The following is a 26,880-nucleotide window of genomic DNA, read 5'->3' as shown; positions in this document are numbered from 1 at the left end:
CTGTACTCTCGGCCGACCCAGGCCCAGTAGTCAAGTTTGAGGAATGCGCCATCGCCGTGCCCAGGCCCCCTGCCGCGTCACCTTCCGAGATCTCTGAACTGTCCCGCTGTTCTGTGCTGTTCGTATCCGCCGACCCGGCACGCACCAGTCGGGTCGCCTTCTGGCGGCCCGACGGGGACGCGCCGCCCGCCTGCTCCGCGGGCGCCCCCGAAGAGCTGACCATCGCCGTGCCCGGCGACGACGGAGCACAGCTGAGCGACATCTCCGCGACGGTGCTCCCGGTGCGCGCGGCGCTCCCGGTCCTGACACGCGCGCGTGCCGCGACAGGTGCTCATCCGACGGCCGCGTTCTGGGGCACGGCAGGCGTGCTCGCGCTACAACTCGCCGCACGCGGGCTGCTGCTGCCCGGACTTACGCCGAATGATCACGATGCGTGGCGCTCGGGTCCGCTGGGCGAAGACAACCTTCGTCGTCTGCGCGACCTCGCCGCCGCGATGCCGCCCGCCGCGCACGCCCTCCCGCTGGACGACTCCGAACCACTGCGGCTGCCCGAAACCGAGCGGCTGTTGCGCCAGTTCCTGGACGCGGTGGCCGACACGCTGCCTCGTACCCCCGCCGCGACACTCGCCGCGGGCGCTTCGCCCTTCGCCTCTCCGCAGCCGCAGCGCATCCCCGAGCAGCGCCCCTGGGCCACTGATGTCGCCGCCGGGCACGACGCAGGCGTACGGATCTCGCTGCGCGTCGAAGTGCCCGGCCTGGTGTCGGACACTCCCGACGGGAACCGGCTGCCGTTCCGCGCCGTACTGCAGATGCACAGCGTCAGTGACCCCTCGCTCGTCGCGGACGCGGCCGAGGTCTGGGCGGGCTCCGGCGCCTCGGGGCAGGCCTTCGGGCCGCGGTCACGGATGGACGCCCTGCTCGCGCTGCGTCGCGCCACGCGCGCGTGGCCGCCGCTCGCCCCGCTGCTCTCGGCCACCGTCCCGGATGCGGTCGAGCTGGCCGACGAAGAGGTCACCTCGCTCCTGGGCGAGGGATCTCGCATGCTCGCCACCGCGGGGGTCGAGGTGCACTGGCCCAAGGAGTTGGCGCGCAACCTGACCGCCCGTGCGGTCATCGGCCCGCCCGACGACGACACTAAGGACCCCGACAAGCCGTCGTCGGACACGCCGTCGCACCTCTCCGCCGACGCGTTGCTCGCCTTCAACTGGCGGTTCGCGCTGGGCGGTCAGCAGCTGTCACGCGAGGAGCTCGATCTCCTCGCCGAAGCCAACCGTCCCGTGGTTCGCCTGCGCGACCAATGGGTGCTCATCGACCCCGAAGAGGCCCGGCGCGCTCGCGCACACCAGGACCACAAGGTCACGCCGATCGACGCCCTGAGCGCCGTTCTGACGGGTACCACCGAAGTGGCGGGTCGCCGCGTGGACGTCCAGCCCACGGGCTGGCTGGCCACACTGCGCGAACGCCTCGCCGACCCCGAGGGCATGGAACCCGTGGGCCAGCCCGAAACACTCGCCGCCGACCTGCGCGACTACCAGTTGCGGGGCCTGAACTGGCTGGCCCTGATGACCTCTCTGGGCCTGGGCGGCTGTCTCGCGGACGACATGGGCCTCGGCAAGACGATCACGCTCATCTCCCTGCATCTGCACCGGCAACTGGACAGTGAGTCCGCAGGACCCACCCTCGTCGTCTGCCCCACGTCCCTCATGGGCAACTGGCAGCGCGAGATCGAGAAGTTCGCCCCCGGCACCCCCGTGCGCCGCTTCCACGGTGCCCAGCGCAGCCTTGAGGACCTCGCCGACGGCGAGTTCGTGCTCACCACGTACGGCACGATGCGACTCGACGCGGACAGCCTGGCGCACACTCCGTGGGGCATGGTCGTCGCCGACGAGGCCCAGCACGTCAAGAACCCCTACTCGGCAACCGCCAAACAGCTGCGCACCATCGGCGCACGCGCGCGCGTGGCGCTCACCGGCACCCCGGTGGAGAACAATCTCTCCGAGCTGTGGGCCATCCTCGACTGGACGACACCTGGCCTCCTCGGCAAGCTCGGCACCTTCCGCACCCGCTACGCGCAGGCCGTCGAAGGCGGCAAGGACCCGGCAGCCGCCGAGCGGCTCGGCCAGCTCGTACGCCCCTTCCTGCTGCGCAGGCGCAAGTCCGATCCGGGCATCGCACCCGAACTGCCGCCCAAGACGGAGACGGACCGGGCGGTGTCCCTCACCACGGAGCAGACGGGCCTCTACGAAGCAGTGGTGCGCGAGACCCTCGCGGAGATCTCCGGCGCAGACGGCTTCTCCCGCCGCGGTCTGATCGTCAAGCTGCTCACCGGCCTCAAGCAGATCTGCAACCATCCCGCGCAGTACCTCAAGGAGGACAAGCCGCGGATCGAGGGACGTTCCGGAAAGCTGGAGCTCCTCGACGAACTGCTCGACACGATCCTCTCCGAAGACGCGAGCGTGCTCATCTTCACGCAGTACGTCCAGATGGCGCGCATCATCGAGCAGCACCTGGCAGCGCGTGGCACTCCGTCCCAGTTCCTGCACGGCGGTACGCCCATCGCGGCGCGCGAGGCGATGGTCGAACGCTTCCAGGACGGCGAAGTCCCCGTCTTCCTGTTGTCGTTGAAGGCCGCGGGCACCGGGCTGAATCTGACGCGGGCCGAGCACGTCGTGCACTACGACCGCTGGTGGAACCCCGCCGTCGAGGCGCAGGCCACCGACCGGGCATACCGCATCGGGCAGACGCAGCCGGTGCAGGTGCACCGGCTGATCGCGGAGGGGACGATCGAGGACCGCATCGCCGAGATGCTGCTGCGCAAGCGGGAGTTGGCGGACTCGGTCCTCGGTTCCGGCGAGGCGGCGCTGACGGAACTCACCGACGCCGAACTGTCGGATCTGGTGGAGCTGCGAGGGGGGACGCGATGAGCGACATGTACGACGAGTCGAACGGCGACACACACGCGGACGGCCGCCATGGGGAGGACGGGCACGAGCGCACCTTCGCCGCCCTTCCGGCCACGCACGGGCGGGGGTTCGCGCAGAGCTGGTGGGGCCAGGCCTGGCTGAAGGCGCTCGAGGACACGGCACTTGACCTCGCGCAGTTGAAGACCGGCCGCAGGCTCGCGCGCTCGGGAGCCGTGGGCGCGGTCTCGGTGCGCCCCGGTCGGATCACCGCCGTCGTCCACGACCGTGACGGCACCCCGCGCCGCTCCGACGTACTGCTGCAGCGGCTCAGCGAGGACGAGTGGGACCGCTTTCTGGGCATGGCCGTCGAGCGGGCCGGGCACATCGCGGCGCTGCTCGACCGCGAGATGCCGCCGCACCTGGTGGAGGACGCGGCGGCAGCGGGTGTCGAACTGCTGCCCGGCATCGGCGACCTGGAGCCGCAGTGCGACTGTGACGCCTGGGACCATTGTGGGCATACTGCCGCGCTCTGCTACCAGGTGGCCCGGCTGCTCGACCAGGATCCGTTCGTGCTGTTCCTCATGCGTGGCCGTGCCGAGCGCGAGCTCCTTGACGAGCTGCAAGTACGCAGCGTGGCGGAAGCCGAGGCCGAGGAGACCGCTGCGGAGGAGCAGGAAGAGGCCCAGGAGGGCGTGAGCGCCGACGAGGCGTACGCGGAGGGAGCCATCCTGCCCCCACTGCCCGACCTCCCTCCGCTGCCGCCAGAGCCGGGCCTGCCGCCCTCCCTCGACACGGAGGCGGATCCCGCGCCCGGTCTCGATGTGGCAGCACTGGAGTTCCTGGCGGCGCGGGCGGCCGTGGAGGCGCACCGGATGCTGGCCGAGGCGCTCTCCCCCGGGCACGAACGGCAGCCGGTCGAGCAGGAACTGACGCCGGACGAGGATGCCGTGCGCCTGGCCGCCGCGGCTCCCGCGACAGCGGTGGCCGCGCGCCTGTCGACCGCCGCCGGCCGCGGCAGGGACGGGCTCGCGATGGCCGTGCGGGCCTGGGGGTACGGGGGTCCGGCCGCGCTGTCCGTCCTGGAAGAGGAGTGGACGCCTGAGGCAGAGGCACTGGCACGCGCGCGTGCGGCGCTGGAGGCTGCCTGGGACGACGACGAGCGGCCGCGGCTGCGCGCGGCCCGCAATCGCTGGACCGTGGTCGGGAGCGACGCCCAGCTGCGACACGGGACCGACGGCCGCTGGTGGCCCTATCGCAAGGAGCGCGGCCGCTGGACCCCGGCGGGCCCCGCGGCCCATGACCCCGCGACGGCACTGGCCTTGGCGACAGGCGGCGAATAGGGCAGGCAGGTCTGGTGCGGGCTTCCCCATACGCCTGCACCGGACCAGACCGAAGGCGCGACCCGATCACGACGGCGGCCGTATGGAAACATTCGCGCCCCCCGAAGCACACTCCATCTCCGGAAAGCACGCGGCTGCCACCGGCGCATCGACGCCGCTGACACACGCGCCGGGAACACGAGCGCGTGCACTCCCCCTGACCAGCGATTGAGCGCGGGCATGACATCCGGGAGTGTGGATCACACCGGTTCAGGGAGTACCGACCGCGACTGGACTCCCCCGTCCCGCAGGGCCGTCCGGGACTGATTCAGTACGTCAGCGCGATCCAGACGAAGGGACGAGGAGGGCCAGGTGCCCAACCACCGCTGACCGACCTGCGGGTGACGGCGGCGCCTCCTGCCCCTCGCGGGAGGCGCCGTCAGCATGCCCCCTCGCGTTCACCTTCCTGCCTCCCTGTGTTCGCGGCGACGGCGAAGTCTGACCCTTGTCACCGAACCGAACACTTGCGCCTCAGGAGGCACTCATGTCCCCGCACGCCGCCCGTAAGCGTCGCGTCCGCCGTTCCGTTGTCGCGGGCGTGCCGTTCGCCGTGCTCGCCGCGATCGCGGTGACGGGTACCGCCACGGGCGCCCAGACCGGCGGCGATGAGAAGGCACCGCGGATCATCTCGACGGCGACGCTGGGCGACGTCCCTCTGGGCACGTTCAGCAACTCCCTGTTGCCCGGAACAGTGAGCGACGACCGCGGTGTGGATCTCGGCGGCATCGGCAGCGACATCTTCCCGGCGGGACGCAAGGGCGAATTCTGGACGGTCACGGACCGGGGGCCCAACGGCCAGATCAAGGTGGACGGCAAGAAGCGGCGCACCTTCCCCGTCCCCGGATTCGACCCGGCGATCGTCAAGGTCCGCGTCTCGGGTGACTCCGTGAAGGTCATCGACGCGCTCCCGCTGACGACCTCGTCCGGGAAGCCCGTCACCGGACTGCCCAACCAGAAGGGGCGCGACGAGGCGCCGTACACGTACGACGCGAAGACGGCCCTGCCCTACGACCCGAACGGTCTGGACACCGAGGGCATCGTGCGGGCGCACGACGGCAGCTTCTGGCTGGTCGACGAGTACGGGCCCTCGCTCGTCCATGTCTCCGCGCGCGGGAAGGTTCTCAAGCGCTACGTTCCCCAGGGGCTGAAGCTGTCGGGCGCCGACTACCCGGTCGTCGAGGCGCTGCCGGGCGTGCTGCTGCACCGCAAGGGCAATCGTGGCTTCGAAGGGCTCGCCCAACTCCCGGGCGGAGATCTGGTGATGGCGGTGCAGAGCCCGCTGTCCCTCCCGGACGAGGACGCGGGTGACGCGTCGCGCACGACGCGGCTGCTGCGCTTCTCACCCAAGAAGCAGGCGGTCACCGCCGAGTACGCGTATCGCTTCGACGCGGTGGGGGTCGTCGACCCGGGCGAGGACGACACCTCCGAGTTGAAGATCTCCTCCGTAGTGGCCGTCGGCCGTGACCGCCTCCTCGTAGAGGAGCGCACCGACAAGGCCGCGCGGTTGCAGACGGTGAAGTTGGACCGCAGCGCCGACATCCTCGGCAAGCGGTGGGACGACGCCGCCACGAAGCCCTCCTTGGAGCAGCTCGACGATCCGGCGGCCTCGGGGGTGCCCGTTCTGAAGAAGCGCCTCCTGGTCGATCTGGGCGGCATCGACGGTGTGCCCGACAAGATCGAAGGCGTGGCCCGCGTGAACAGTCACACCCTTGCGCTGATCAACGACAACGACTTCGGTATGACGGACGGGGCGGAGGCGTTCGACAAGAACGGCCGGCTCGTGGACAGCGATGTGGAGACGAAAGTGACGTACGTGAGGCTGCCGAAGGCCATCTGACCTCGCGTCCGAGGCGCCCGCCAGCACAGCGGCTCGGGCTCGGGCTCGGTGAAAGAGTGGGGGCACTTCACTGTCCGGGCGTCACGGGATCAGGGAGTCCAGGCCGCTCGGCAGATCGCTGGGGAGGCCCGATGGCAGGTTGCTGGGCAGATTCGACGGCACCTGCGTCGGCAACTGCGAGGGAATCTCCGACGGGATGCTCAGCGACGGGCTGGGCTTGCCGCCTGAGCTCCTGCTTGTCTCGGAGGGGCCCTTCTTGCCGTCGGAGCCGTCACCGCTGGTGACCACAAGGAACACCGCGACGACGGCTCCGACCGCGATGATCACGGCAAGCAGCGCGAACAGCGCGCTCCGCCGTCCGGCGGGCCCTCCGGACGGCGGCTGAGGCGGCCAGCCGCCTCCACCACCACCACCAGGGGGCACACCGCCGCCTCCCGCAGGAGGCCATCCCCCGCCGCCCGGAGGCGGTCCGTACCCTCCGCCGGGCGGTCCGAAGCCACCGTCGCCCGGAGGCGGCGTGTCACCCGGCGGAGGGGGAGGCTGCGGCGGTACGGGCGGCATGGCCATACCGTCAAGAGTCGCCTCGAAAGGGTCAAGATGCGACCCTTGTGCGGAACTTGCTACCTGCGGAGTGAGAGCCTCCGGTCAGCCCCGCGCCCCAAGAAGATGATCCATGGCCAGCTGGTCGAGGTGCTCGAAGGCCATGCCACGGTCCGCGGCGGCCGTCACGTCGAAGTCCTCGAAGGCGCTGCGGTCGGCGAGCAGGCCGGAGAGGCCGTCCTCGGCGGTCGGCAGGGACAGCTCGTCCAGGCGGGATGCCCGCAGGGCCTCCTGGACCTCCGGGTCGGCGCGGAACGCGGCCGACCGCTCCCGAAGGATCAGGTAGTTGCGCATGCAGCCGGACGCCGACGCCCACACTCCGGCGTAGTCCTCCGTACGCGGCGGCTTGAAGTCGAAGTGCCGCGGTCCCTCGTAACCGCCCCTCTCCAGGAGGTCGACCAGCCAGAAGGCGCTTCGCAGATCGCCAGCCCCGAAGCGCAGGTCCTGGTCGTACTTGATGCCGGTCTGGCCGTTGAGGTCGATGTGGAAGAGCTTGCCCGCCCACAGGGCCTGGGCGATGGAGTGCGGAAAGTTGAGACCGGCCATCTGCTCATGGCCCACTTCGGGGTTGACGCCGAACAGCTCGGAGCGCTCCAGGCGCTCGATGAAGGCGAGGGCGTGCCCGACAGTGGGCAGCAGGATGTCACCGCGCGGCTCATTGGGCTTGGGCTCGATCGCGAAGCGCAGGTCGTGCCCCTGCTCCGTGACGTAGTCGCCGAGCAGGTCGAATGCCTCCTTCATGCGGTCGAGAGCGACGCGCACGTCCTTCGCCGCACCGGACTCCGCACCTTCCCTGCCGCCCCACGCGACATAGGTCTGAGCGCCCAGTTCCACCGCGAGGTCGATGTTGCGGATCGTCTTGCGCAGCGCGTAGCGGCGCACGTCCCGGTCGTTGGCGGTGAACCCCCCGTCCTTGAAGACGGGGTGGGTGAAGAGGTTCGTGGTCGCCATCGGCACGACGAGGCCCGTTGCGTCGAGCGCCTGCCGGAAGCGCTTGATGTGCGACTCGCGCTCGGTGTCCGTGGCGCCGAAGGGGATCAGATCGTCATCGTGGAAGGTCACTCCGTAGGCACCCAGTTCAGCCAGGTGACGCACGGAGTCGGCCGGGTCGATGGCCGCCCTGGTCGCGTCGCCGAACGGGTCCCTTCCCTGCCAGCCGACGGTCCACAGGCCGAAGGTGAACTTGTCCTCAGGAGTGGGCTGGTACGTCATGTGCGGCTCCCTGGATGACTGGTGCACGTCTGCGCGGCCGACCCGGGCACGACGACGTGCCCGTTCATGTACGGCTGCCACGACTATTTCGTCATGGCACTTAACAAATTAGTATCCAGAGGCATCCCTGGGAAGGTCGGACGGAAAGAAGTCCGGGCGTGCCCGGAAAGAACCGCGGGAACGGAGACCCCCGATGTCATCAGCGCCAGCAGCCGACGGACCCCTCGTCGTCGGCGTGGACAGCTCCACGCAGTCCACCAAGGTCCTGGTCGTCGACGCCGCCACGGGCAGGGTGGTGGCAAGCGGTCAGGCCCCGCACAGCGTCAGCTCGGGCACCGCCCGCGAGAGCGATCCCGAGGAGTGGTGGAACGCCCTGTGCTCGGCGCTCGACCAGTGCGGCGACGCGGCGCGCGAGGCCGCCGCGGTATCGGTCGGCGGTCAGCAGCACGGGCTCGTCACACTGGATGCGCAGTCGAGGCCGGTGCGACCGGCGCTGCTGTGGAACGACGTGCGCTCGGCGGAGCAGGCCCGCTCGTTGGTGGACCGCCTGGGGGGACCGAAGGCGTGGGCGGAGCGCGTCGGCAGCGTGCCGGGGCCCTCCTTCACGGTGACCAAGTGGGCCTGGCTGAGCGAGCACGAGCCCGCGGCGGCCCGTGCCACCGCGGCCGTGCGACTCCCCCACGACTACCTCACCGAACGCCTCACGGGATGCGGCACGACCGACCGGGGCGACGCCTCCGGGACGGGGTGGTGGGCGTCAGGGACGGAGGCGTACGACGAGGAGATCCTGGGATTGGTGGGCCTGGACCCCGAACTGCTGCCGCGCGTGATCCGCCCCGGCGAAGTCGCCGGCACCGTCCGCGGAAGCGGCGAGCTGCCGTTCTCCAAGGGCACGCTGGTCGCGCCCGGCACCGGCGACAACGCGGCGGCCGCACTCGGGCTCGGGCTGCTCCCCGGCACCCCGGTGCTGAGCCTGGGAACGTCGGGCACCGTCTACGCGGTCTCCGGCAGGCGCCCAACGGACCCGACGGGGACGGTGGCCGGGTTCGCCGACGCGCGCGGCGACTGGCTGCCGCTGGCCTGCACGCTCAACTGCACCCAAGCCGTGGACCGGGTGGCCGCGCTCCTGAGCCTCGATCGTGAGGCGGTGGAGGCGGGCGGCGCGGTCACCCTGCTGCCCTATCTGGACGGCGAGCGCACCCCTGACCTTCCGCACGCCTCTGGGCTGCTGCACGGGCTGCAGCACGACACGACTGCGGGCCAGGTGCTGCAGGCGGCCTACGACGGAGCCGTGCACTCGCTGCTCGGCGCCCTCGATCTGGTCCTGGACGCGGACGCGGACCGTTCGGCTCCGCTCCTGCTCATCGGCGGCGGGGCGCGGGGCACCGCCTGGCAGGACACCGTGCGGCGGCTGTCCGGACGGGCCGTTCAGGTGCCCGAGGCCAAAGAACTGGTCGCGCTCGGCGCCGCCGCACAAGCCGCGGGCCTCCTCACGGGCGAGGATCCGGCGGCTGTCGCGCGCCGCTGGGGTACGGCCGAGGGGCCTGTACTGCCCCCTGTGGAGCGCGACGAGTCGGCGCTCGCCCGGATCGCCGGGGTAGTCTCCGACGCGGCGCCGCTGCTCGGTGCCACGGGCCGCGAAGAAGCACGGCCATGAGGACGGAAGAACAGGGACTGACGGGGGCATGACCGCACCACCGCACGACGCGCGCCGGGGCACGTCCGGAACCCCGCTGCCCGACACCCAGCAGGGGATGCGCCGCCGTAACCTCTCGCGCGTCATGCACGCCGTCGCGGCGCACGGGCCGTTGTCCCGTGCCGCCGTGGCCACCCGGATCGGTCTGACGCGAGCCGCTGTCTCCACCCTGGTGGACGAGTTGATCCGCTCCGGGCTCCTGGACGAGCTGGGCCCCGAGCGCCCCGGCAAGGTGGGGCGTCCCGGCTCCGCACTCGCGGTCAGCGGAAGCGGACCGGCCGGGATCGGTGCCGAGGTGGGCGTCGACCATCTCTCGGTGTGCGCGGTCGATCTGCGCGGAGAGGTACGCGCGCGTGCCGTGCGACAGGGCGACAACCGGGGGCGCGACCCCGAACCCGTCCTCGCCGAACTCATCGCCCTGGTACGGCAGGTGATCAGGGAGGCCCAGCTGGCAGGACTGCGTCCGGCGGGACTGGCCGTCGCCGTCCCGGGCCTCGTCGCCCGCGGTACAGGGCTGATCGTCCGCGCCCCCAACCTCGACTGGCACGACGTCGACCTTGGCGCACTACTGCCGGGCAAACTGCCGCTGACGGTGGACAACGAGGCCAACTTCGGCGCACTGGCCGAGCTGTGGCTCGGCGACGGGGTGCCGCAGGACTTCCTCCACGTATCGGCGGAGATCGGCATCGGTGCCGCCCTGGTCGTCGACGGGCGGCTGCTGCGCGGGACGCGCGGCTTCGCAGGTGAGCTGGGGCATGTGCCGGTGTGGCCGGACGGCCCGGCGTGTCCGTGCGGCGGCCGTGGCTGCCTGGAGCAGTACGCGGGCGAGGAGGCGGTGTTGCGCGCGGCCGGTCTTGATCCGGGTGCAGATCGCGTCGGGCTGCTTGCGGAGCGCGCCGCGCGAGGCGACGAGGATGTACGAAGGGCGCTGCACGGTGCCGGGGCCGCACTGGGCATCGCGCTCACCGGTGCGGTGAATCTGCTGGATCCGCGCTCGGTGGTGCTCGGCGGCGCACTGTCACGGCTCGCACCGTGGCTGCTGGCTTCGCTCGGGGCCGAGTTGGGGCAGCGCACGGCGGGCACGACGTGCGATGTCGGTGTCTCCGGACTGGGATCCGATGGCCCCCTGCTGGGGGCAGCGCACTCGGTCGTGCGGGCGGTGCTGGATGATCCCGCGGGTGCGGTGGCATAGCGTCGATCGGGCTGCCAGGGCGCTACGTAGCTGTTCGGCTGCCTCCGTGTGGCCCACCCCTTCTGACCCCTCCCCTTGTGGCCCGCTTCCTCGCGGTCCTACTCCCTGTGGCCCGCTCCTTGTGACCCGCCTCCTTGTCGGCGCCAAACCGGTCCCCCGACGAAGTGCACGTCGTACCTGTCGTGCAGATCATCCATGCTGTCCCACTCTGCCTCACCTCGCGCGATGCGCCCCAGCTGCCGGAAGTACCCGAACCGTTCGATCCCCGGCGTGAGCACGGCGAAGAACTCAGCAGGTCCGTCGGCCGACGCCCCGAAGGCGTGCACTGATCCGGGCGGCACCACGATCAGGCCGTCTTTGCCGACTGCCGTCAGGGTGCCGTCGAGCAGGAACTCCATGGTGCCGTCGAGCACATAGAAGAGTTCCGTCGAAAGCCGGTGGTGGTGCGGGCGGGTGCCGTCGGTCCCGGCGGGCAGGACGAGCCGGTTGGCCCCCAGGAGGCCGCCGGTCGCTCGGCTGTCCTCCAGCAACCGGAACTGGCCGCCTCCGGGCAAGGGCACTTCCTCCGCGTCTCGTGCGTGGACGATCAGGGCTTGCGCGTTACGCGGCATGTCGTACTCCTCCGGTGCCGTGAGCTCGTGAGGACCAGTCCATCGCGGGAACACAGCGCGTCCAAGAAGCTGTTCATGAAGGGAGTGATCACTCGCGCTGATGAATGCGCGCAGTGTGTACCGCTCCACGGAAGGGGTGGCGACGGTTGTGGAGCTTCGACAGCTTGAATACTTCGTGGCGGTCGCAGACGAAGGCGGCTTCGGCAGGGCGGCCGTGCGGCTGCACGTCGTGCAGGCCTCGGTGAGCCAGCAGATCGCCCGTCTCGAGCGGGAGTTGGGCGTACGCCTCTTCGACCGGACCACCCGCCGAGTGGGTCTGACAGCGTCCGGCGAGCGGCTGCTGCCGGAGGCGCGGGACGCGCTCGCGTCCGCTGCCCGTGTGGGCCGCGTAGCCGCCGAGATCGTGTCCAGTGGGGAGGGTGTGCTGCGACTTGGCACCGCCCGGGCATTCGCGGAGCGCGTCCACCCGGCTCTCGACGCGCTGGCGGAACGGGTTCCCGGACTTCGGGTCCGGTTGGTCCAGGACGCCCGTGAGCGGCGTATCGACGCACTACGGAGTGGCGAGTTGGATGCTGTGCTCGTCCGGGGAGACACACCGCTACCCGGGCTTGCGGCGGTGCCGGTCTGGGACGATCCGTTGATCGTCGCATTGCCCGCGACGCATCCGCTGGCGGCTCAGCCTCTTATCGAGACGGCCGATCTCGCGGGCCTGCCCCTGCGGTTGGCGCCGCGAGACCGCAATCCCGCGTTTCATGATCTGGTGACTGGGCTGTTGCGGGCCTCGGGCATCGATGTGCCGCCAGGGCCGTACTTCACCACCTTGCACGAGACTCTGACGGCGATCGCCACGGACGCTGCGAGCGGGGCGGCCTCCTGGACCGTCTTCGACATCGTGGGTGCACTGCCCACGGCGCGCCGTATAGCGTTCCGGCCGCTGCCCGGCACGCGCTCGACCGTCAGTCTTGCCATGAGGCCCGGGCCGCCGTCCCACACGATCCGGCATCTGATCGCGGCGCTGAAGCCCGCGGATGCACAGCAGATGCCGCACTGCGTCCCCGTAGGTGACGGAGCTTGAGTCTCCAGTAGGGGGAGACGTGAGGGTGAGGACATGAACGGCGACATGCTCTATTCGATCGGTGATCTGGCGCGGCGGACCGGCCTTACGGTCAAAACCGTCCGGTTCTACTCCGATGCGGGGATCGTGCCGCCCGCCGACCGCAGCCCGGCCGGCTACCGCCTGTACGGCACCGATGCCCTCGCCCGCCTCGATCTCGTACGCACCCTGCGCGATCTGGGTCTTGACCTTCCCACCATCCGGAAGGTCGTGGACCGGGAGGTCTCACTTCCCGAGGTCGCCGCGGCGCACGCGGATGCGCTGGAGGTGCAGATCCGTGTGCTGCGCCTGCGGCGCGCGGTCCTGACGGCGGTGGCCAAGCGCGGGTCCACCCCTGAGGAATTGGATCTCATGCACAAGCTGGCCAAGCTCTCCGAGGACGAACGCCAACATCTGATCGACGACTTCCTGGGCACCGTCTTCGACGGCCTGTACGACCACCCTTCCTTCGCGGCGGTCACCCGCTCCCTCACTCCCGAGCTGCCCGACAACCCCGAGACTGAGCAGGTCGAGGCGTGGGTGGAGCTGGCCGAGTTGTTCCAGGACCCCGGGTTCCGTTCCACCATGCAGGGCATGGCCAGAGATCTGGCGGCCGATCGCGCCCCGGACGACAGCACCGGCCTGCCGCGCATCCTCGCCGAGGCGGTCCGGGCACAGGTCATGCCGGCTCTCGCGGCAGGCACCGATCCAGCCTCTCCAGAAGCGGAGCCCGTCGTCACGGCGCTCTCGGGGCACTACGCGCACATTCTCGGCCTCCCCGACGAGACCGGCCTCCGCCAACGCCTGGTGACCCGCCTGGAGACCATGGACGACCCCCGAAGGGATCGCTACCTGTCACTGCTCGCCGTGATCAACGGGTGGCCCGCGCCGGAGAGCCTGGCGCCGATGCTCGACTGGACTGTCCGGGCTCTGCATGCCCGAATGCCCCGATAGTGGACCGACAGAGCTCGATCTGCGCCGCCCCCGTCGAACCGACCGATGCCGCGCCACGACGATCTCTCGCAGGCTACCGGGACTTGATCGACGTACCGGGCTTCTGGCGTCTCGCCACGATCGATATGGCCTCGAAGCTGCCGCCCGGCATGGTCGGCCTGAGTCTGCTGCTCCTGGTCGGCCAAGGCCACGGGTACGGAACCGCGGGCCTTGCGGTGAGCGCCTTGGCGATGGGCTAGGGAGTCACCGCTCCGCTGCGCGGACGACTCATCGACCGACACGCTCCCCGTCCGGTCCTACTGGGCTGTCTTGCCGCGTTTCTGCCGGCCACCCTTGTGCTGGTCCTTGTGGCGCACGGAGACGGGTCCGTCCCCGCGGTTCTGACACTCGCCGCGGCCATGGGTGCGAGCACTCCGCCGGTCGCCGTCATGATGCGATCGGTGTGGCACCACTCCACGGACACCGGGACGCTGGCCACGGCGATGGCTCTCGACTCGTCGATGATGGGCACCGCGCTGATCACCGGCCCCGTGCTTGCCAGTTGGCTGAGCCTCTCGGTCTCACCGGTCGTGCCGTTCGCAGTCGTCGCGGTGCTGACGGCGGCTACGGTCGGCCTGCTGATCAACTCGCCGCGCCCACCGTCGCGTACGGCTCGGTCCGGGCACTGGCTCGGCCCCCTGGCATCCGCTCCCCTGCGTCGCCTGCTGGCCGCAGACGCCCTCTTCGTCATGGCGGTGACCGCGGTGGATGTGGTGCTGCCGATCTACGCACGGGCCTATCACGCGGCCGAGTTCACCGGCTTGTACCTGGGGAGTCTCGCCGTCGGCAGTGTCCTGGGGAGCCTCGCCATGGGCGCCTTTGCGAATCTACTGTCACGCGGCCCGAAGATCTCCGCACTCCTCTGCGCGTTCGCGACAGGGACCGGTGCGCTGTCCTTGGCCACAGGGATGTCGCCTCTTGCGGTCCTCATGGTGTGCCCGCTGGCCGGCCTTGTGATCGGCTGCGTCTTCGCGACGCTGCGCACGACCGGCGGCGACCTCGCCCCTGACGGCCGCGTCACCGAGACGATGTCCTGGCTGAGCAGCGTCGACATGGTCGGCGGTGCGGTGGGTGCGGCGGTGTTCGCCCGCGTCGCGGTGGCCGAGGGAAGCAGGACGGCACTGCTGCTGATACCGGCGGTCGCCCTGCTGGCTGCGGTGATCGGTCGCAGCACGCGGACGAGGCAGCCGTGACGGGTCTGCGGTCCAAGATCGGTAGCAGCCCGCATCGCGGCAATATGTCGTTCCGGTGAACCGAGCGTCGCCCTCGTATCGCGCGGGCAGAATCGCGAGACTGGACGAAGCCGACGGGAGAGGGGACAGCAATGGAAACGGACCGGCATGCCCACGTCCTGAGTGGCACCAGCGACGAAGCCGCGCGCCACTACGAGCGGGCGCTCGACGCGCTGTTGTTCTTCCGTGGGGAAGTCGCCGACGAGGCGCAGGCGATGGCGGCGGCGTCCCCGGATTCCGCCATGGCGCACGTCTTCGGCGCCTATCTCGGGCTTCTCGGCACCGAGGAGAAGGATGCCGCCGAGGCCCGGCGGTCCTTCAGCGCCTTCCGAGGCGCGGTCGATCTTGCCGGGCTCTCGCCTCGCGAGAAGATGCACACGGCGGCTGCCGAGGCGTGGCTTGACGGGGACATGCTTCGGGCCGGTGAGATCCTCGGCGAGATCGGCACCGAGTTCCCCCGCGACGCCCTCGCCCTGGCCGTCGGTCACCAGATCGACTTCTTCACCGGCGACGCCCAGCGGCTGCGCGACCGGATCGGTGGCGCGCTCTCCGCGTGGGACGGCGACGACCTACACTTCGGCCCGCTGCTGGGGATGTACGCCTTCGGGCTCGAAGAGGCAGGGCACTACGGCCACGCGGAAGAGATCGGGCTTCGGGCTGTCGAACTTCACCCGCGGGACGTGTGGGGGATCCATGCGGTCGTCCACACGTACGAGATGCGGGGACTGTTCGGCGACGGGATCCGCTACCTGGACGCGCGGACCGAGGACTGGGCCGACGGCAACTACCTCTCCGTGCACAACGCGTGGCACTACGCCTTGTACGCGCTGGAGGCCGGGAGCATCGAACGAGTCCTCGGCGTCTACGACAGCACATTGCACAACGAGGCCTCGCAGGCAGTCGCCATGGAACTTCTGGACGCCTCCGCTCTGCTGTGGCGGCTGCTCCTTGCCGACATCGACGCCGAGCGCCGCTGGGCGGCGCTCGCCCAGGCATGGGCCGGGCGCGAGGACGGCGCCTACTACGCCTTCAACGACGTCCATGCGGTGATGGCGTACGCGGGGGCCGGGCGGCTCTCCGATGCCGAACGGCTGGTGAAGGACCGTGAGCAATGGCTCGCCCGGACCGATCCCGCCGTGTCGAACCGCGCGATGACACGCGAGATCGGGATCCCGGTGTGCCGCGCCCTCATCGCGTACCGGCAGAGGCAGTACGGCCGGGTGGTCGAGTTGCTCGCCCCGATCCGCTACCACCTCAACTCCTTCGGCGGAAGCCACGCGCAGCGCGACGCCATCCAGCGGACGCTGGTGGAGGCAGCCATCCGCTCCGGCCGGCACGACCTCGCCCGCACCTTGCTCAGCGAACGCATCAATCTGCGTCCCGTCTGCCCCTACAACTGGCGGGCCCGTGCCCGGCTGGCCGATCGGCTCGGAGAGACGTCGCAGGCGGCGACTGCTCGCTCCCGTGCGGAGGAACAGGCCGCTGTGGGGGCGGCTGCGTTGGGCTGAGTACGGCTCATTCATCCCGCTCATCGCGCCCAGGCCGAGGCCCAGACTTCCGTTACCGGCCCCTCTCAAGAGTGGGCGAGTTATCCACAATCACGGTGCCGTACACAGATTTTGATCCTGCTCTTCCGCCTCAACCAGCCAGCGCCGTAACGTAATTCACGCGAGACGCTCCCCCGATCCACGTGAACCCGACCCCGCTGGCGTCGTGACACCCACGGCGCTCCTTACGGCGCCACCCCAGGCACATAGCCATGGCGGCGCGCGCCCATTTCGACGACTACGACGATCCCGAAGAACACGACGAAGCTCGACGACCTCGACGACCAAGGCAACGCAACCACCGGGGGTCGCACGCGCGGCTGCGAGAGACGGCCACGCTGCTGCCCCATTGAGAAGTCCAGCTGTTCCCCCCACCGAGAGGCAGGCCAGCCATGGATCGAGCGAGACGATTCCCCAGCAGGCGCAGGCTGTTGCAAGGAGCGGCCCTGGCCGCCGTCCCTGCCGCGCTCCTCCCCGCCACCCGCGCCACGGCCCGACCTCAGGCCGTCGACTATCCGCTCGCCCAGTGGGTTCCGGCAAGCACCTCCAACTACACGGCCGCCAACCGCCCCAGCACCTACCCCGTCGACTTCGTGATCGTCCACGTCACCCAGGAGACCTACGCCGACACTCTCGCCATCTTCCAGAACTCGGCGAAGAAGGTGTCGTCCCACTACGTGGTGCGCTCCCAGGACGGTCACATCGCCCAGTGCGTCCGCGAACGCAACGTCGGTTGGCACGCGGGAAACTGGGACTACAACACCCGCAGCATCGGCATCGAGCACGAAGGATGGGTGGATCAGCCCGAGTACTTCACCGACGCGATGTACGAGCAGTCTGCGCTGCTGACCTCGGCCATCTGCGATACGTACGACATCCCCAAGGACCGCAAGCACATCATCGGGCACGTCGAAGTGCCCGGAACCGACCACACCGATCCGGGGGCGCACTGGGACTGGACGCGCTACATCCGACTGGTCAACTCTGCCTGACGCCGCCCGGCTGATACTGGGGAGCCTGTCGAGGCGCTTGTCGGGGCACGCTCACGGGGCGACCATGGCAGCACCGCATCGCCGTCCCGGGAGGCCGAATTGACCGAACCATGGGTGGCCCTGGAGTCGGGTGCCGATCCTGCCGAGCGGATGCGGATACTGCGGCGGGCGCACGAGAGGTTCACCGAGGCGGGGACGGTCGCGCGGCCGGTGCGTTCCGTGGTGGCCGACTCGTGGCGGCGTTCGGCCAAGGCCAGGGTCAGCCCGGAGGACACCGGTGCGGCGGTGGAGCTCACCGACGGGGACCTCGGTTCGTATCGGGCCGAGCATCCGCTGGCCGCGGTGATGCCGCTGTTCCGGGAGCTGATGGGCACGTTCGCGATGGACGGTGAGCATCTTCTCGCGGTGTGCGACGCGCACGGCAGGCTGCTCTGGGTCGAGGGCCACTCCGCGACCCGGCAGAAGGCGGGGCGGATGAACTTCGTGCCGGGCGCGCGGTGGGCGGAGTCCGCGATGGGGACGAACGCTCCGGGTACGGCGGTGGCGGTGGATCGGCCTGTGCAGGTGTTCGCCGCCGAGCACTTCATCCGGCGCGTCCAGCCATGGACGTGCGCGGCGGCTCCGGTGCACGATCCGCGGACCGGGCGGCTGCTCGGGGCGGTGGACATCACCGGAGGTGACCGTCTCGCGCATCCGCACAGCCTCGCCTTCGTACAGGCGGTCGCTCGGGCGGCGGAGTCCCACCTGGCTCTGCTGGCGCCGCCGGTGAGGACCAGGAACATCGTGGGGCTCACCGCGCTCGGCCGTGATGAGGCGTTGCTGCTGACAGGTGGCCGCAAGGTGCGGCTGAGCCGTCGGCACAGCGAGATCATCCTCCTGCTCGCCCGGCACCCGGAGGGGCTGACCGGCGACGAGCTGCTGTGCGCGCTGTACGAGGACGAGTCGGTGACGCCCGTGACTCTGCGGGCCGAACTGGCCCGGCTTCGGCGGCTGCTCGGGCCGGAGCTGCTGCGATCGCGCCCGTACCGGCTCGCGGTACCCGTCGATTCGGATGTCGATGCCGTCGAGCGACGCCTTGGTTCGGGGGCGGTCACCGCGGCCGCCGCCGCGTACGCGGGTCCGCTCCTGCCCGCTTCGCAGGCGCCTGCAGTGGCGCGGCTGCGGCGCAGGCTCGCCGATCAGCTGCGGGCGGCGCTCATCGCACGCCGCGACCCCGACCTCCTGGCCGACTGGGTGCACACTCCGTGGGGCGAGGACGACCTGGCGGTGTGGCGCGCCCTTGCGCAGGTACGGGCGACCCCACCGGTGCTGGCCCGCCTCCGAGAGCTGGACGGGGAGTTGACGGACGCGAGACACGAGAACTGAGCCCGCCAGCCCGCCGGTCGACTTCCGCAACGTACCTGCAACGTCTGCGCTCCTACGCTCCGGGCGAGAGCTGCCCAACGGCGGGCAGCCTTCCCCGGGAGGCCAGCAAGATGACCCGTTACGCAGCGCCCGGCACCGACGGTGCAGTTGTCTCCTACCAGGCCCGCTACGACCACTTCATCGGCGGCGAGTACGTTCCGCCCGCCCGCGGCCAGTACTTCGAGAACCCGAGCCCGGTCAACGGGCAGCCCTTCACCGAGATCGCCCGCGGTACAGCCGAGGACGTGGAGCGCGCCCTGGACGCGGCGCACGCCGCCGCCCCCGCCTGGGGCCGCACCTCCCCGACCGAGCGCGCGGACGTCCTGCGGAAGATCGCCGACCGCATGGAGGCGAACCTCGAACAGCTCGCGGTGGCCGAGAGCTGGGAGAACGGCAAGCCGGTCCGCGAGACACTGGCCGCCGACATCCCGCTCGCCATCGACCACTTCCGCTACTTCGCGGGGGTCCTTCGCGCGCAGGAAGGGTCGCTGAGCGAGGTGGACGAGGACACCATCGCCTACCACTTCCACGAGCCGCTCGGCGTCATCGCGCAGATCATCCCGTGGAACTTCCCCATCCTGATGGCGACATGGAAGCTCGCGCCCGCTCTGGCCGCGGGCAACGCGGTCGTCCTCAAGCCCGCCGAGCAGACCCCGGCCTCCATCCACTACTGGATGAGCCTGGTGGCCGATCTGCTGCCGCCTGGAGTCGTCAATATCCTCAATGGCTTCGGCGTCGAGGCGGGCAAGCCCCTGGCCTCCAGCCCGCGTGTCGCGAAGGTCGCCTTCACCGGTGAGACCACGACGGGGCGGCTGATCATGCAGTACGCCTCGGAGAACATCAAGCCGGTGACGCTGGAGCTGGGCGGGAAGTCACCGAACATCTTCTTCGACGACGTGTGGGCCGCCAACGACGACTTCCGTGACAAGGCACTCGAGGGCTTCACCATGTTCGCCCTCAACAACGGCGAGGTCTGTACCTGCCCGTCGCGTGCCCTCGTCCAGCAGGGTCACTACGGCGAGTTCATGGAGGCGGCGGTCGCCCGCACGGAGCAGATCGTGCCGGGCCACCCGCTGGACACCGACACGATGATCGGCGCCCAGGCCTCGAACGACCAGTTGGAGAAGATCCTCTCCTACCTGGACATCGGCCAGCAGGAGGGCGCCAAGGTCCTGACGGGCGGCCAGCGCATCACGTACGACGGGGAGTTGGCCGGTGGCTACTACGTCCAGCCGACGATCTTCGAGGGTGACAACCGCATGCGGATCTTCCAGGAGGAGATCTTCGGCCCGGTTGTCTCGGTCGCGTCGTTCAGCGACTTCGACGACGCCATCAAGACGGCCAACGACACGCTGTACGGCCTGGGCGCCGGAGTGTGGACACGCGACATGAACACCGCGTACCGAGCGGGCCGGGCGATCCAGGCGGGCCGGGTCTGGACGAACTGCTACCACGCGTATCCCGCACACGCGGCGTTCGGCGGCTACAAGCAGTCCGGGATCGGGCGCGAGACGCACAAGATGATGCTGGAGCACTATCAGCAGACGAAAAACCTCCTGGTGTCCTACTCCCCGAAGAAGCTCGGCTTCTTCTAGGGGCGCAAAAGAAGGCGCCTGACCTGGTCTTTTTCCCGTCAGGCGCCTTGCTTTCTGTTCGGTCGGCATCGAGGCCGGTTTGCGAGGTACCTCCCAGTAATTCCCACGGCTGCCCCAGTCCTGACCAGCTCTTCCGGACCAGTCGCGGACCAGAATCCCTACTCACTCCGCAGACTCCCCGCTCTGGCTGACGCGATCCCACTCCTGCATCGATCGTTCGATGAAACGGTTCACTTGCTCCTGCACGCCGTCCAGGAACTTCGCGTAGTAGCGGAAGAGGACTTCGATGCTCTGCCCAGCCCTGCGGGCGCATTCACGCCGGAGTACAGCCAGAACGAGATCCCTGCGTGGCGAAGATCGTAGGGCCGCTTCGCCAGTCTCGAAGCCAGTTCTGTACAGGTCAGGACGTACTCCCGGGCCTGTGACCAGGTGATCCCATAGGCCGTTGCGTCCACATAGTCGCCCACCTGGTTCCGGAAGAGCCGGCCGTCCGGCGTGGCACCAAGTCGCTCGATGTGGGAACGCAGGACGCGGACGAATTGAGGCGGGATGGGCACAGGTCGGGTAGCGGTCGCCGCGCGCCGCTTCAGGGAGTGCACCTCGTACACGGCGCCATCGTCCGACCACCTCTAGCCAGCGGCCACGACGCCACCCGACAGGTTGAGCAGGCCCCACCCAGTCTCAGGCGGATGACACTGCTCAAGTCGCAGATGAATTGCCTCCCCCGGCCGCATGGGCGCGTAGTACGTACAGTCGAAGAACGCCTCCAGATGAGGGCCGCGTCCGCGCTGTTGGGCAACGCCCGTGATGAGCCGGGCGACCTGCGCCGGGTTCGGGACCGCCGTCGGATCAACCTCCTCGTTGACCGCTGGAGGTTTCCACCGAATTCCATTCAGGGGCTTTCTGTGAAGCACCCCTTCTCCACTGCCGTGTTGAGCACCTCGCTGAAGGCGGCTCGCTTGCTCGCGCGGTCGTGGCGGCAGCTGCATTGCCATCCACCTTGCGGCATATGGCGTCCAGCGCCCGTCGGATCACATCTGCTTCCGAGAGCGCGCTCACTGGCAGGAAGTTCCGCTTTATCCAGTCCAGCACCTTGCGCCACTCGTCCGGCGGCCCTTGAGCCCACGCCTTCTTGTTGAACGCCCACGGGTTTAGGGCGCGCCGTAGCACCCTCGGTTCCGGGTAGCTTGCGCCCCGGGGTACGACGGCAGGGGTGATGGTAGCGAACGCGTCAGCCAGGGTGCGGCGCGTGTTGCCCGGCGTGCGGTCCCAGCGTTCGTCAAGATACTCGTGCGCAAGATCATACCACGTGATCCTTTGCCTGATGGCCCGGAGTTCAGACGCCGGCAACCCGGTATGGACGTCGAAAGCCTCACCGTCGCGTGCCGCCGTCATCAGTTTGGCTCGCCGACTATCAGCGAGCCCAAAGGCCATGAACGACTCTGAATTTTCGCGCCTCGACAGTCCAACGAACCATGAACGACTTACGCCGGTCGGGATGCTCACGTATATCCCAGAACCGGACGTTGTAGCCCATCGCCAATGATCCGCATCCTTCTGACACATATCCCACCAGGCGTCCAGGTCGGCTCGGCGACACCGGAGTTCACCATTGCGTAGCTTGATCATCTGAGGCGCCTGCCCACGAGCGCGCATCCGGCAGAACGCTGACGGACTCATGCGGAGCTCCGCCAGAACCTCGGCGAGCTTAAGCACCGGACGGCGAGCTATTTCGTTTCACCTTCATTTCTGGAGAGACTCGGCGTCGAAATCTCCACGTGCAGCAGAGACAAGTAGAATTCCAAAGCCGCTGACATCAAGAGGTGACAACGGATCCAAGCAATAGCGGCGGCGCACGGATCCTCTACTCCCCCTAATTTCTTGCGAAGTCACCGGCTCCCTTCCCCCGACCCCACCGCCAAGCACAGGTGAATGCGAACACCTCAATGGTCGCCAGGATCGCCGGTTTGGCTAACCGGCGATCGTGGTCTATGTTGCGCGCCGCATCAGATGAATCCGACAGCTCCGCGGGCTGGCCGAATTCAGGACGCCAGCCGGTACGAGCGCAGAGCTGAGATCGCACCATCCGCGACGAGCACCACCAGGCCGCCATCGGTCAGGCGTTCAAGATTCCTCACCACGACACGCTTGGGAACCCCGACGGCATCGGCTACGTGCCGAGTTGCGGCTCTGGGCTGCGCCGCAACAGGTGCGAAGACGGCCCTGTCACGGGGGTAGCTGCGCTGCAGCAGGTCCTCGCTGAAAGGGCCGGCAGCGCAGACGCATATGCGCAGCCCGATGGAAGCGGCGTCGTATCCCCCGCCGCGTGGTCGAACCAGGCGTTCAGCGCGCCGAACGCAAAGAGGACAGGGGAAGTGAAGCGGGTCGATCGAACAGCGGAATCCGACAGATGGTCCTCCCAAGTAGGACCATGCCAGCGAGGCAGCCCGATGCGGTGCGGGGTTCCGAATCAATCGCAACTCGGCCACACCGGAGAATCCGCATCGACCTGACCTGGTATTTTCCGAGACATTGTACGTTGACATGCTCCCGGCGGAGGTTTCCAGTCCTTTGGAGTTCCTTCTTGTCTGCCGTAGGCGAATTCTTACCCAGGGCCCCACGTAGAGTCCTTCCGTGCGGCCCTATTGACCGGAAGGAAGGGCGGTGGACCTGCGCAAGGCGTTGCCGCAGGTCGGGGATCTCACTGCGGGCTGCTCCTGGATGGGGTCCGAGTTCAGCGCTGCGGAGCGCTTTTGGCCCACTGCCCGATGGCGGCGAATGAGCGCGCCCGGTCAGCACCGCCGAGCAGGCCACCAGCGGCACGCTCACGAACGATGGACGTCTGCCGCGCTGGTGTTGCGGATCGGCCAGGGTCTGCAGCCGTTTCGCCAGCGGCCTGATCACCCTGCCGTCGTACCCCTGACCCCACCCCCACAAGGGTGGGGTTCTCCATACCTCCCAACGGGGGGCTCCGTCATGGTCACCCAGCGCTTTCCCATGGGTGAATGATCTTGGGCCGGACGCACCGTCCAGCCGACTGTTCGGCACCACAACACACCTTGCTTGCAAGGGAGTTACGTGCTTCGAACGGCCTCCAAGACATGCGAGGTAACCACCATGACGCAGCTAAGAAACTCCGCCTCCAGGCGCCGCCGTCTCGCCCTGGGCGCCGTGGCGGCAGTCGCCGCCACGGCGGCACTGGCGATGCCCACGGCGCAGGCGGCCCAGCCGGACGCCCGCCCGGCCGATTCCGGCCGGGCGGACCTTCAGCGGGGCCTGGACGACATCGTCCGCAAGGACGGACTGGTAGGCGCCGAGGCCACCTTGGCTAAAGGTCACGGGAGCAGCTCCGTGCGCAGCGGCACCGCCGAACTCGGCACCGACCGGCCGGTGCCGCGCCAGGGCTACTTCCGGATGGGCAGCAACACCAAGACCTTCGTCTCAACCGTTGTGCTGCAACTCGTGGGCGAAGGCCGCATGCGACTCGACGACACCGTCGAGCGCTGGCTGCCCGGAGTGGTCAAGGGCAACGGCAACGATGGCGGGCGGATCACCGTGCGCCAGTTGCTGCAGCACACCAGCGGGGTGCCCGACTATGCCGGTCACCTGCCCATCCTCGACGGAGACCAGTTCCAGAAGCACCGCTTCTACCGCTACCAGCCGCGCGAACTGGTCGACATGGCCCTGCAGGACCGGCCCACCTTCGAGCCCGGCAAGGGCTGGAGCTACTCCAACACCGGCTACATACTCGCCGGGATGATCATCGAGGAGGCGACGGGGCGTCACTGGAGCGACGAAGTCCGTGCCCGGATCATCGAACCCCTCGGCCTCAAGCACACGTTCTCCGCGGGCATGCGCACCGGCCTTCCTCGGCCGCACGCCAAGGGCTATCACCAGTTCAAGCCCGGCGCCCCACTGGTCGACAGCACCAAGATGAGCATGACCTGGGGCAGCTCGGCGGGCGACCTCGTCACCAACTCGAACGACCTCGCGCGCTTCTGGCGTGGTCTGCTCGGCGGCAAGTTGCTCAAGCCGAAGCAGTTGGCGCAGATGCAGAAGACGGTGCCGGTCCCTCAGGAGGGCAACGCGGCGCCCAGGAAGGCAGGACTCGGCATGTTCTGGACGCAGCTCAGCTGCGGCGGCGGCTCCTGGAGCCACGGCGGGACCACCATCGGTCATCTGAACGCCAACGGCTTCATCGACAAGGGCAAGAAGGGAGTCATCGTGATGCGCTCCACCAACCTGAATAAGGAAGACCGCGACAAACGCACCGACCGGCTCGTCGACGCCACCTTGTGCAAGATGAGGTGACCGCGCGGGCACGCCACTTGCGCTAACTGTCTCCAACAAAAGCTGTTGATCGTGTGACTGTTAGCGTCTTCGCTCGTTGGTCTGGTTGTGGCGAAACGTCAGTCGCGGCCGTAGATCGTGTCGGATGAACTGCGGTCGCTCATCGAGCCGTTGCTTCCCGAACCGGCACCGAAGCTGGTGCAGGGAAGACCACGGGTGCCGGACCGGCAGGCCTTGTGCGGGATCCTGTTCGTGCTGCACACCGGGATTCAATGGGAGTACCTGCCCCAGGAGCTGGGCTTCGGCTCGGGCATGACCTGCTGGCGGCGGCTGGCCGCCTGGAACGAGGCCGGCGTCTGGGACCAACTCCACGTCGTCCTGCTGGAGAAGCTGCACTCGAAGAACCAGCTGGACTGGGACCGGGCGTTGATCGACCCCTCGCACGGCCTGGCGGGATGCGGCCCCTGCGCCCCGACGCCCGGCACGCACTCCCCCAAGTTCTCGGCTTCGCTCGAGCCGGGGGACCCCCGGTCGCACGCATTGACCGCCGCTGTGCCCGCGCTGCGCGCGGACGACGGGCGTCCAAAGACAGGATCTGAGGGGCCAAAGCCCCGCCCTCGGATCCACACGCCTGCCGCCGTTCAAATGCGGGGACGCCAAAATCCTGGCGGGCCCGTGCCGTGCTCTGGGAGTTCCGGCCGGGGCCGCAAGAGCTGGGCCCGTACGCGCGGGCGGTCCTCGACGGCAAGGAGGTGGCCGGGACCGGCCGGCTGCCGTACGAGCGGCACCTGCCGATCGTCTGGCCCCGCCTACTTGGCCTCGGATGATGTGGACGGAACGGCCGCCAGTGTGCGGCACAGTGGGCGTCGACCCGCTGGACGCCGGTGAGGCGGGCCGGATGGCCATCGGCTCCGATCCGTCGGGCGCGGTGTTCGGCATCTGGCAGGCGGCGGAGCACCTGGGCATGGCGGCGACCGGTCGTACCGGGCACGGTGGCGTGGAACGAGCTGGTGACGCGGGAGACCGCGAGCGTCACCAAGTTCTACCGCTCGGTCTTCAGCTACGCCGAAGAGGCCGTCGTCTCGGCCGACTTCGACTGTCTGACGCTGCTCCTCAAAGACCGTCCGGTGGCCTCCGTACACGGTGTCGGGCACGCGCTGCCGCCCGAGCGGGGATCGCGCTGGATGACGTACTTCGAGGTGGCGGACGTGGACGAGGCGGTGAAGTAGGTCGCCGACCTCGACAGTCACGCCGTCCAGGCCGCCCGGGACGGCGCGCGGGGCCGGGTGGAGACGGCGGCGAATCTCTAAGGGGCGCAGTTCGCGCTGGTGGCGTCGGCGCCCTCGTGACCACGCGGTCCGCCGTCACCGACTAGGCGACATCAGGTGCGGGGAAAGCTCCGGCCCCGCTCAGCCGCTCAGCCACTCACCACACCGAGCAGGACCCGGACCGTCTCCGCCATCGTCTCCCGGCCCTGGGCGACGTAGGGGCGGGGGTCGGTCAGGTCGGGGCGCTCCGCCAGCGTCTCGCGGACCGCGCCGGTGAACGCGACGTTGAGAGCGGTACCGATGTTGATCTTCACGATGCCCGCCTGAACGGCTTGTCGCAGATCGTCGTCGCCGACGCCCGACGAACCGTGCAGCACCAGAGGTACGGGCACGGCCTCCCGCAGGCGTTCGATGAGCGCGTGGTCCAGGGTCGCGGAGCGTTCGGTCATCGCGTGGCTGCTGCCGACGGCGACGGCCAGGGCGTCCACGCCGGTGTCCGCGACATAGCGCGCCGCCTCCTGCGGGTCGGTGCGCACCCCGGCCGCGTGGGCGCTCGCGGGAGCGTCGGGCTTGCCGCCCACATAGCCGAGTTCGGCCTCCAGCCACAGGCCCGCGCCATGGGCCCACTGGGCCGCGGCGCGGGTGGCGGCGAGGTTCTCGGCGTACGGCTGCGCCCCGGCGTCGAACATCGCGGAGGAGAACCCCGCGTCGGCCGCCGTGCGCAGCAGCCGCATGTCCGTCACGTGGTCCATGTGCAGTGCGACGTCGACGTCACAGGCCTTGCCGACCTCGGCCGCGGCCCGCGCGATCGGCTCGACCCGGCCGCCGTGGAACCGTACGGCGTTCTCGCTGATCTGCAGGATCACCCCCGGGGCGCCCGCGGCGGCCGCGCCGGCGGTGATCGCCTCGGCGTGCTCCAGCGTGATCACGTTGAACGCCGCGACGGCCCGGCCTGCGGCGGCGGCCTTCGAGACGAGTTCGCGCGTGGGAACCAGGGGCATAGAGGTGTCCCCTCGCTTTCATGTCGGTTCGGTGC

General features: G+C 69.4%; 18 protein-coding genes and 3 pseudogenes. 16 read left to right on the top strand and 5 right to left on the bottom strand.

The window, feature by feature from the left end; translation table 11 throughout:
- Positions 1-56: 56 nt before the first annotated feature.
- The 3 genes from ACWFRJ_RS03985 (at position 57) to ACWFRJ_RS03975 (ending at position 6,119) form a co-directional block, all read left to right on the top strand.
- Positions 57-2,924: a DEAD/DEAH box helicase gene (locus ACWFRJ_RS03985; RefSeq protein ID WP_453524599.1), complete on the top strand. Its 2,868-nt coding sequence runs from the start codon at positions 57-59 to the stop codon at positions 2,922-2,924.
- Positions 2,921-4,243 (top strand): SWIM zinc finger family protein, encoded by a 1,323-nt coding sequence (locus ACWFRJ_RS03980; protein WP_453524598.1) that lies wholly within the window; start codon positions 2,921-2,923, stop codon positions 4,241-4,243. Before ACWFRJ_RS03985 ends, ACWFRJ_RS03980 begins: the two co-directional genes overlap by 4 nt.
- A gap of 523 nt (positions 4,244-4,766) precedes the next feature.
- On the top strand, positions 4,767-6,119 hold the full coding sequence (locus tag ACWFRJ_RS03975) for an esterase-like activity of phytase family protein (RefSeq protein ID WP_453524597.1): 1,353 nt from the start codon (positions 4,767-4,769) through the stop codon (positions 6,117-6,119).
- An 81-nt stretch (positions 6,120-6,200) separates the two neighbouring features.
- On the opposite strand, the gene ACWFRJ_RS03970 is transcribed toward ACWFRJ_RS03975, so the two are convergent.
- Together ACWFRJ_RS03970 and xylA are read right to left on the bottom strand one after the other, a co-directional pair.
- Positions 6,201-6,542 (bottom strand): hypothetical protein, encoded by a 342-nt coding sequence (locus tag ACWFRJ_RS03970; RefSeq protein ID WP_453524596.1) that lies wholly within the window; start codon positions 6,540-6,542, stop codon positions 6,201-6,203.
- A 222-nt stretch (positions 6,543-6,764) separates the two neighbouring features.
- Positions 6,765-7,931 carry a xylose isomerase gene (gene xylA, locus ACWFRJ_RS03965; RefSeq protein ID WP_453524595.1) on the bottom strand — a complete coding sequence of 389 codons (1,167 nt, stop codon included), beginning with the start codon at positions 7,929-7,931 and terminating at the stop codon, positions 6,765-6,767.
- 193 nt (positions 7,932-8,124) lie between these two features.
- On the opposite strand from xylA, the gene xylB reads away from it, so the two are divergent.
- Entirely contained in the window at positions 8,125-9,588 is a 1,464-nt protein-coding gene (gene xylB / locus ACWFRJ_RS03960; RefSeq protein WP_453524594.1) for a xylulokinase, read from the top strand.
- A gap of 28 nt (positions 9,589-9,616) precedes the next feature.
- Complete coding sequence (locus ACWFRJ_RS03955) at positions 9,617-10,819, top strand: ROK family protein (RefSeq protein ID WP_453524593.1); 1,203 nt, start codon at positions 9,617-9,619, stop codon at positions 10,817-10,819.
- Between the two features lie 98 nt (positions 10,820-10,917).
- Here the strand turns inward: ACWFRJ_RS03955 and ACWFRJ_RS03950 are convergent, their stop codons facing one another.
- Complete coding sequence (locus ACWFRJ_RS03950) at positions 10,918-11,430, bottom strand: cupin domain-containing protein (RefSeq protein ID WP_453524592.1); 513 nt, start codon at positions 11,428-11,430, stop codon at positions 10,918-10,920.
- Between the two features lie 100 nt (positions 11,431-11,530).
- Between ACWFRJ_RS03950 and ACWFRJ_RS03945 the strand changes: the two genes are divergently transcribed.
- From ACWFRJ_RS03945 to exaC, 8 genes are all read left to right on the top strand, one after another.
- A complete protein-coding gene (locus tag ACWFRJ_RS03945) occupies positions 11,531-12,505 on the top strand; it encodes a LysR substrate-binding domain-containing protein (protein ID WP_453524591.1) in 975 nt (324 codons plus the stop codon).
- 33 nt (positions 12,506-12,538) lie between these two features.
- Positions 12,539-13,477: a MerR family transcriptional regulator gene (locus ACWFRJ_RS03940; protein ID WP_453524590.1), complete on the top strand. Its 939-nt coding sequence runs from the start codon at positions 12,539-12,541 to the stop codon at positions 13,475-13,477.
- An 83-nt stretch (positions 13,478-13,560) separates the two neighbouring features.
- Positions 13,561-13,716 carry a hypothetical protein gene (locus tag ACWFRJ_RS03935; RefSeq protein ID WP_453524589.1) on the top strand — a complete coding sequence of 52 codons (156 nt, stop codon included), beginning with the start codon at positions 13,561-13,563 and terminating at the stop codon, positions 13,714-13,716.
- Between the two features lie 15 nt (positions 13,717-13,731).
- Positions 13,732-14,709, top strand: a complete 978-nt coding sequence (locus tag ACWFRJ_RS03930; protein WP_453525060.1) for an MFS transporter — start codon at positions 13,732-13,734, stop codon at positions 14,707-14,709.
- Between the two features lie 131 nt (positions 14,710-14,840).
- A complete protein-coding gene (locus tag ACWFRJ_RS03925) occupies positions 14,841-16,256 on the top strand; it encodes a tetratricopeptide repeat protein (RefSeq protein ID WP_453524588.1) in 1,416 nt (471 codons plus the stop codon).
- Positions 16,257-16,687: 431 nt separating this feature from the next.
- Positions 16,688-17,287: an N-acetylmuramoyl-L-alanine amidase gene (locus ACWFRJ_RS03920; protein WP_453524587.1), complete on the top strand. Its 600-nt coding sequence runs from the start codon at positions 16,688-16,690 to the stop codon at positions 17,285-17,287.
- A gap of 99 nt (positions 17,288-17,386) precedes the next feature.
- Complete coding sequence (locus tag ACWFRJ_RS03915) at positions 17,387-18,652, top strand: GAF domain-containing protein (RefSeq protein WP_453524586.1); 1,266 nt, start codon at positions 17,387-17,389, stop codon at positions 18,650-18,652.
- A gap of 110 nt (positions 18,653-18,762) precedes the next feature.
- Positions 18,763-20,286, top strand: a complete 1,524-nt coding sequence (gene exaC, locus ACWFRJ_RS03910; RefSeq protein WP_453524585.1) for an acetaldehyde dehydrogenase ExaC — start codon at positions 18,763-18,765, stop codon at positions 20,284-20,286.
- A gap of 1,548 nt (positions 20,287-21,834) precedes the next feature.
- Here exaC and ACWFRJ_RS03905 read toward each other — a convergent pair.
- A pseudogene (locus ACWFRJ_RS03905) lies at positions 21,835-22,017 on the bottom strand (helix-turn-helix transcriptional regulator); the annotation flags it as partial.
- 1,386 nt (positions 22,018-23,403) lie between these two features.
- Between ACWFRJ_RS03905 and ACWFRJ_RS03900 the strand changes: the two are divergent.
- The 3 genes and pseudogenes from ACWFRJ_RS03900 to ACWFRJ_RS03890 all read left to right on the top strand — a co-directional run bounded on the left by ACWFRJ_RS03900 (position 23,404) and on the right by ACWFRJ_RS03890 (position 25,886).
- Complete coding sequence (locus ACWFRJ_RS03900; RefSeq protein WP_453524584.1) at positions 23,404-24,597, top strand: serine hydrolase domain-containing protein; 1,194 nt, start codon at positions 23,404-23,406, stop codon at positions 24,595-24,597.
- 114 nt (positions 24,598-24,711) lie between these two features.
- Positions 24,712-25,017: pseudogene (locus ACWFRJ_RS03895) on the top strand (transposase); the annotation flags it as partial.
- 239 nt (positions 25,018-25,256) lie between these two features.
- A pseudogene (locus ACWFRJ_RS03890) lies at positions 25,257-25,886 on the top strand (VOC family protein).
- A gap of 107 nt (positions 25,887-25,993) precedes the next feature.
- Here ACWFRJ_RS03890 and ACWFRJ_RS03885 read toward each other — a convergent pair.
- Positions 25,994-26,845, bottom strand: a complete 852-nt coding sequence (locus ACWFRJ_RS03885; RefSeq protein ID WP_360976394.1) for a class II fructose-bisphosphate aldolase — start codon at positions 26,843-26,845, stop codon at positions 25,994-25,996.
- Positions 26,846-26,880: the final 35 nt, after the last annotated feature.

The organism is Streptomyces sp. NPDC055239, assembly GCF_053606205.1.
This window is presented reverse-complemented; position numbering and strand designations above follow the sequence as displayed.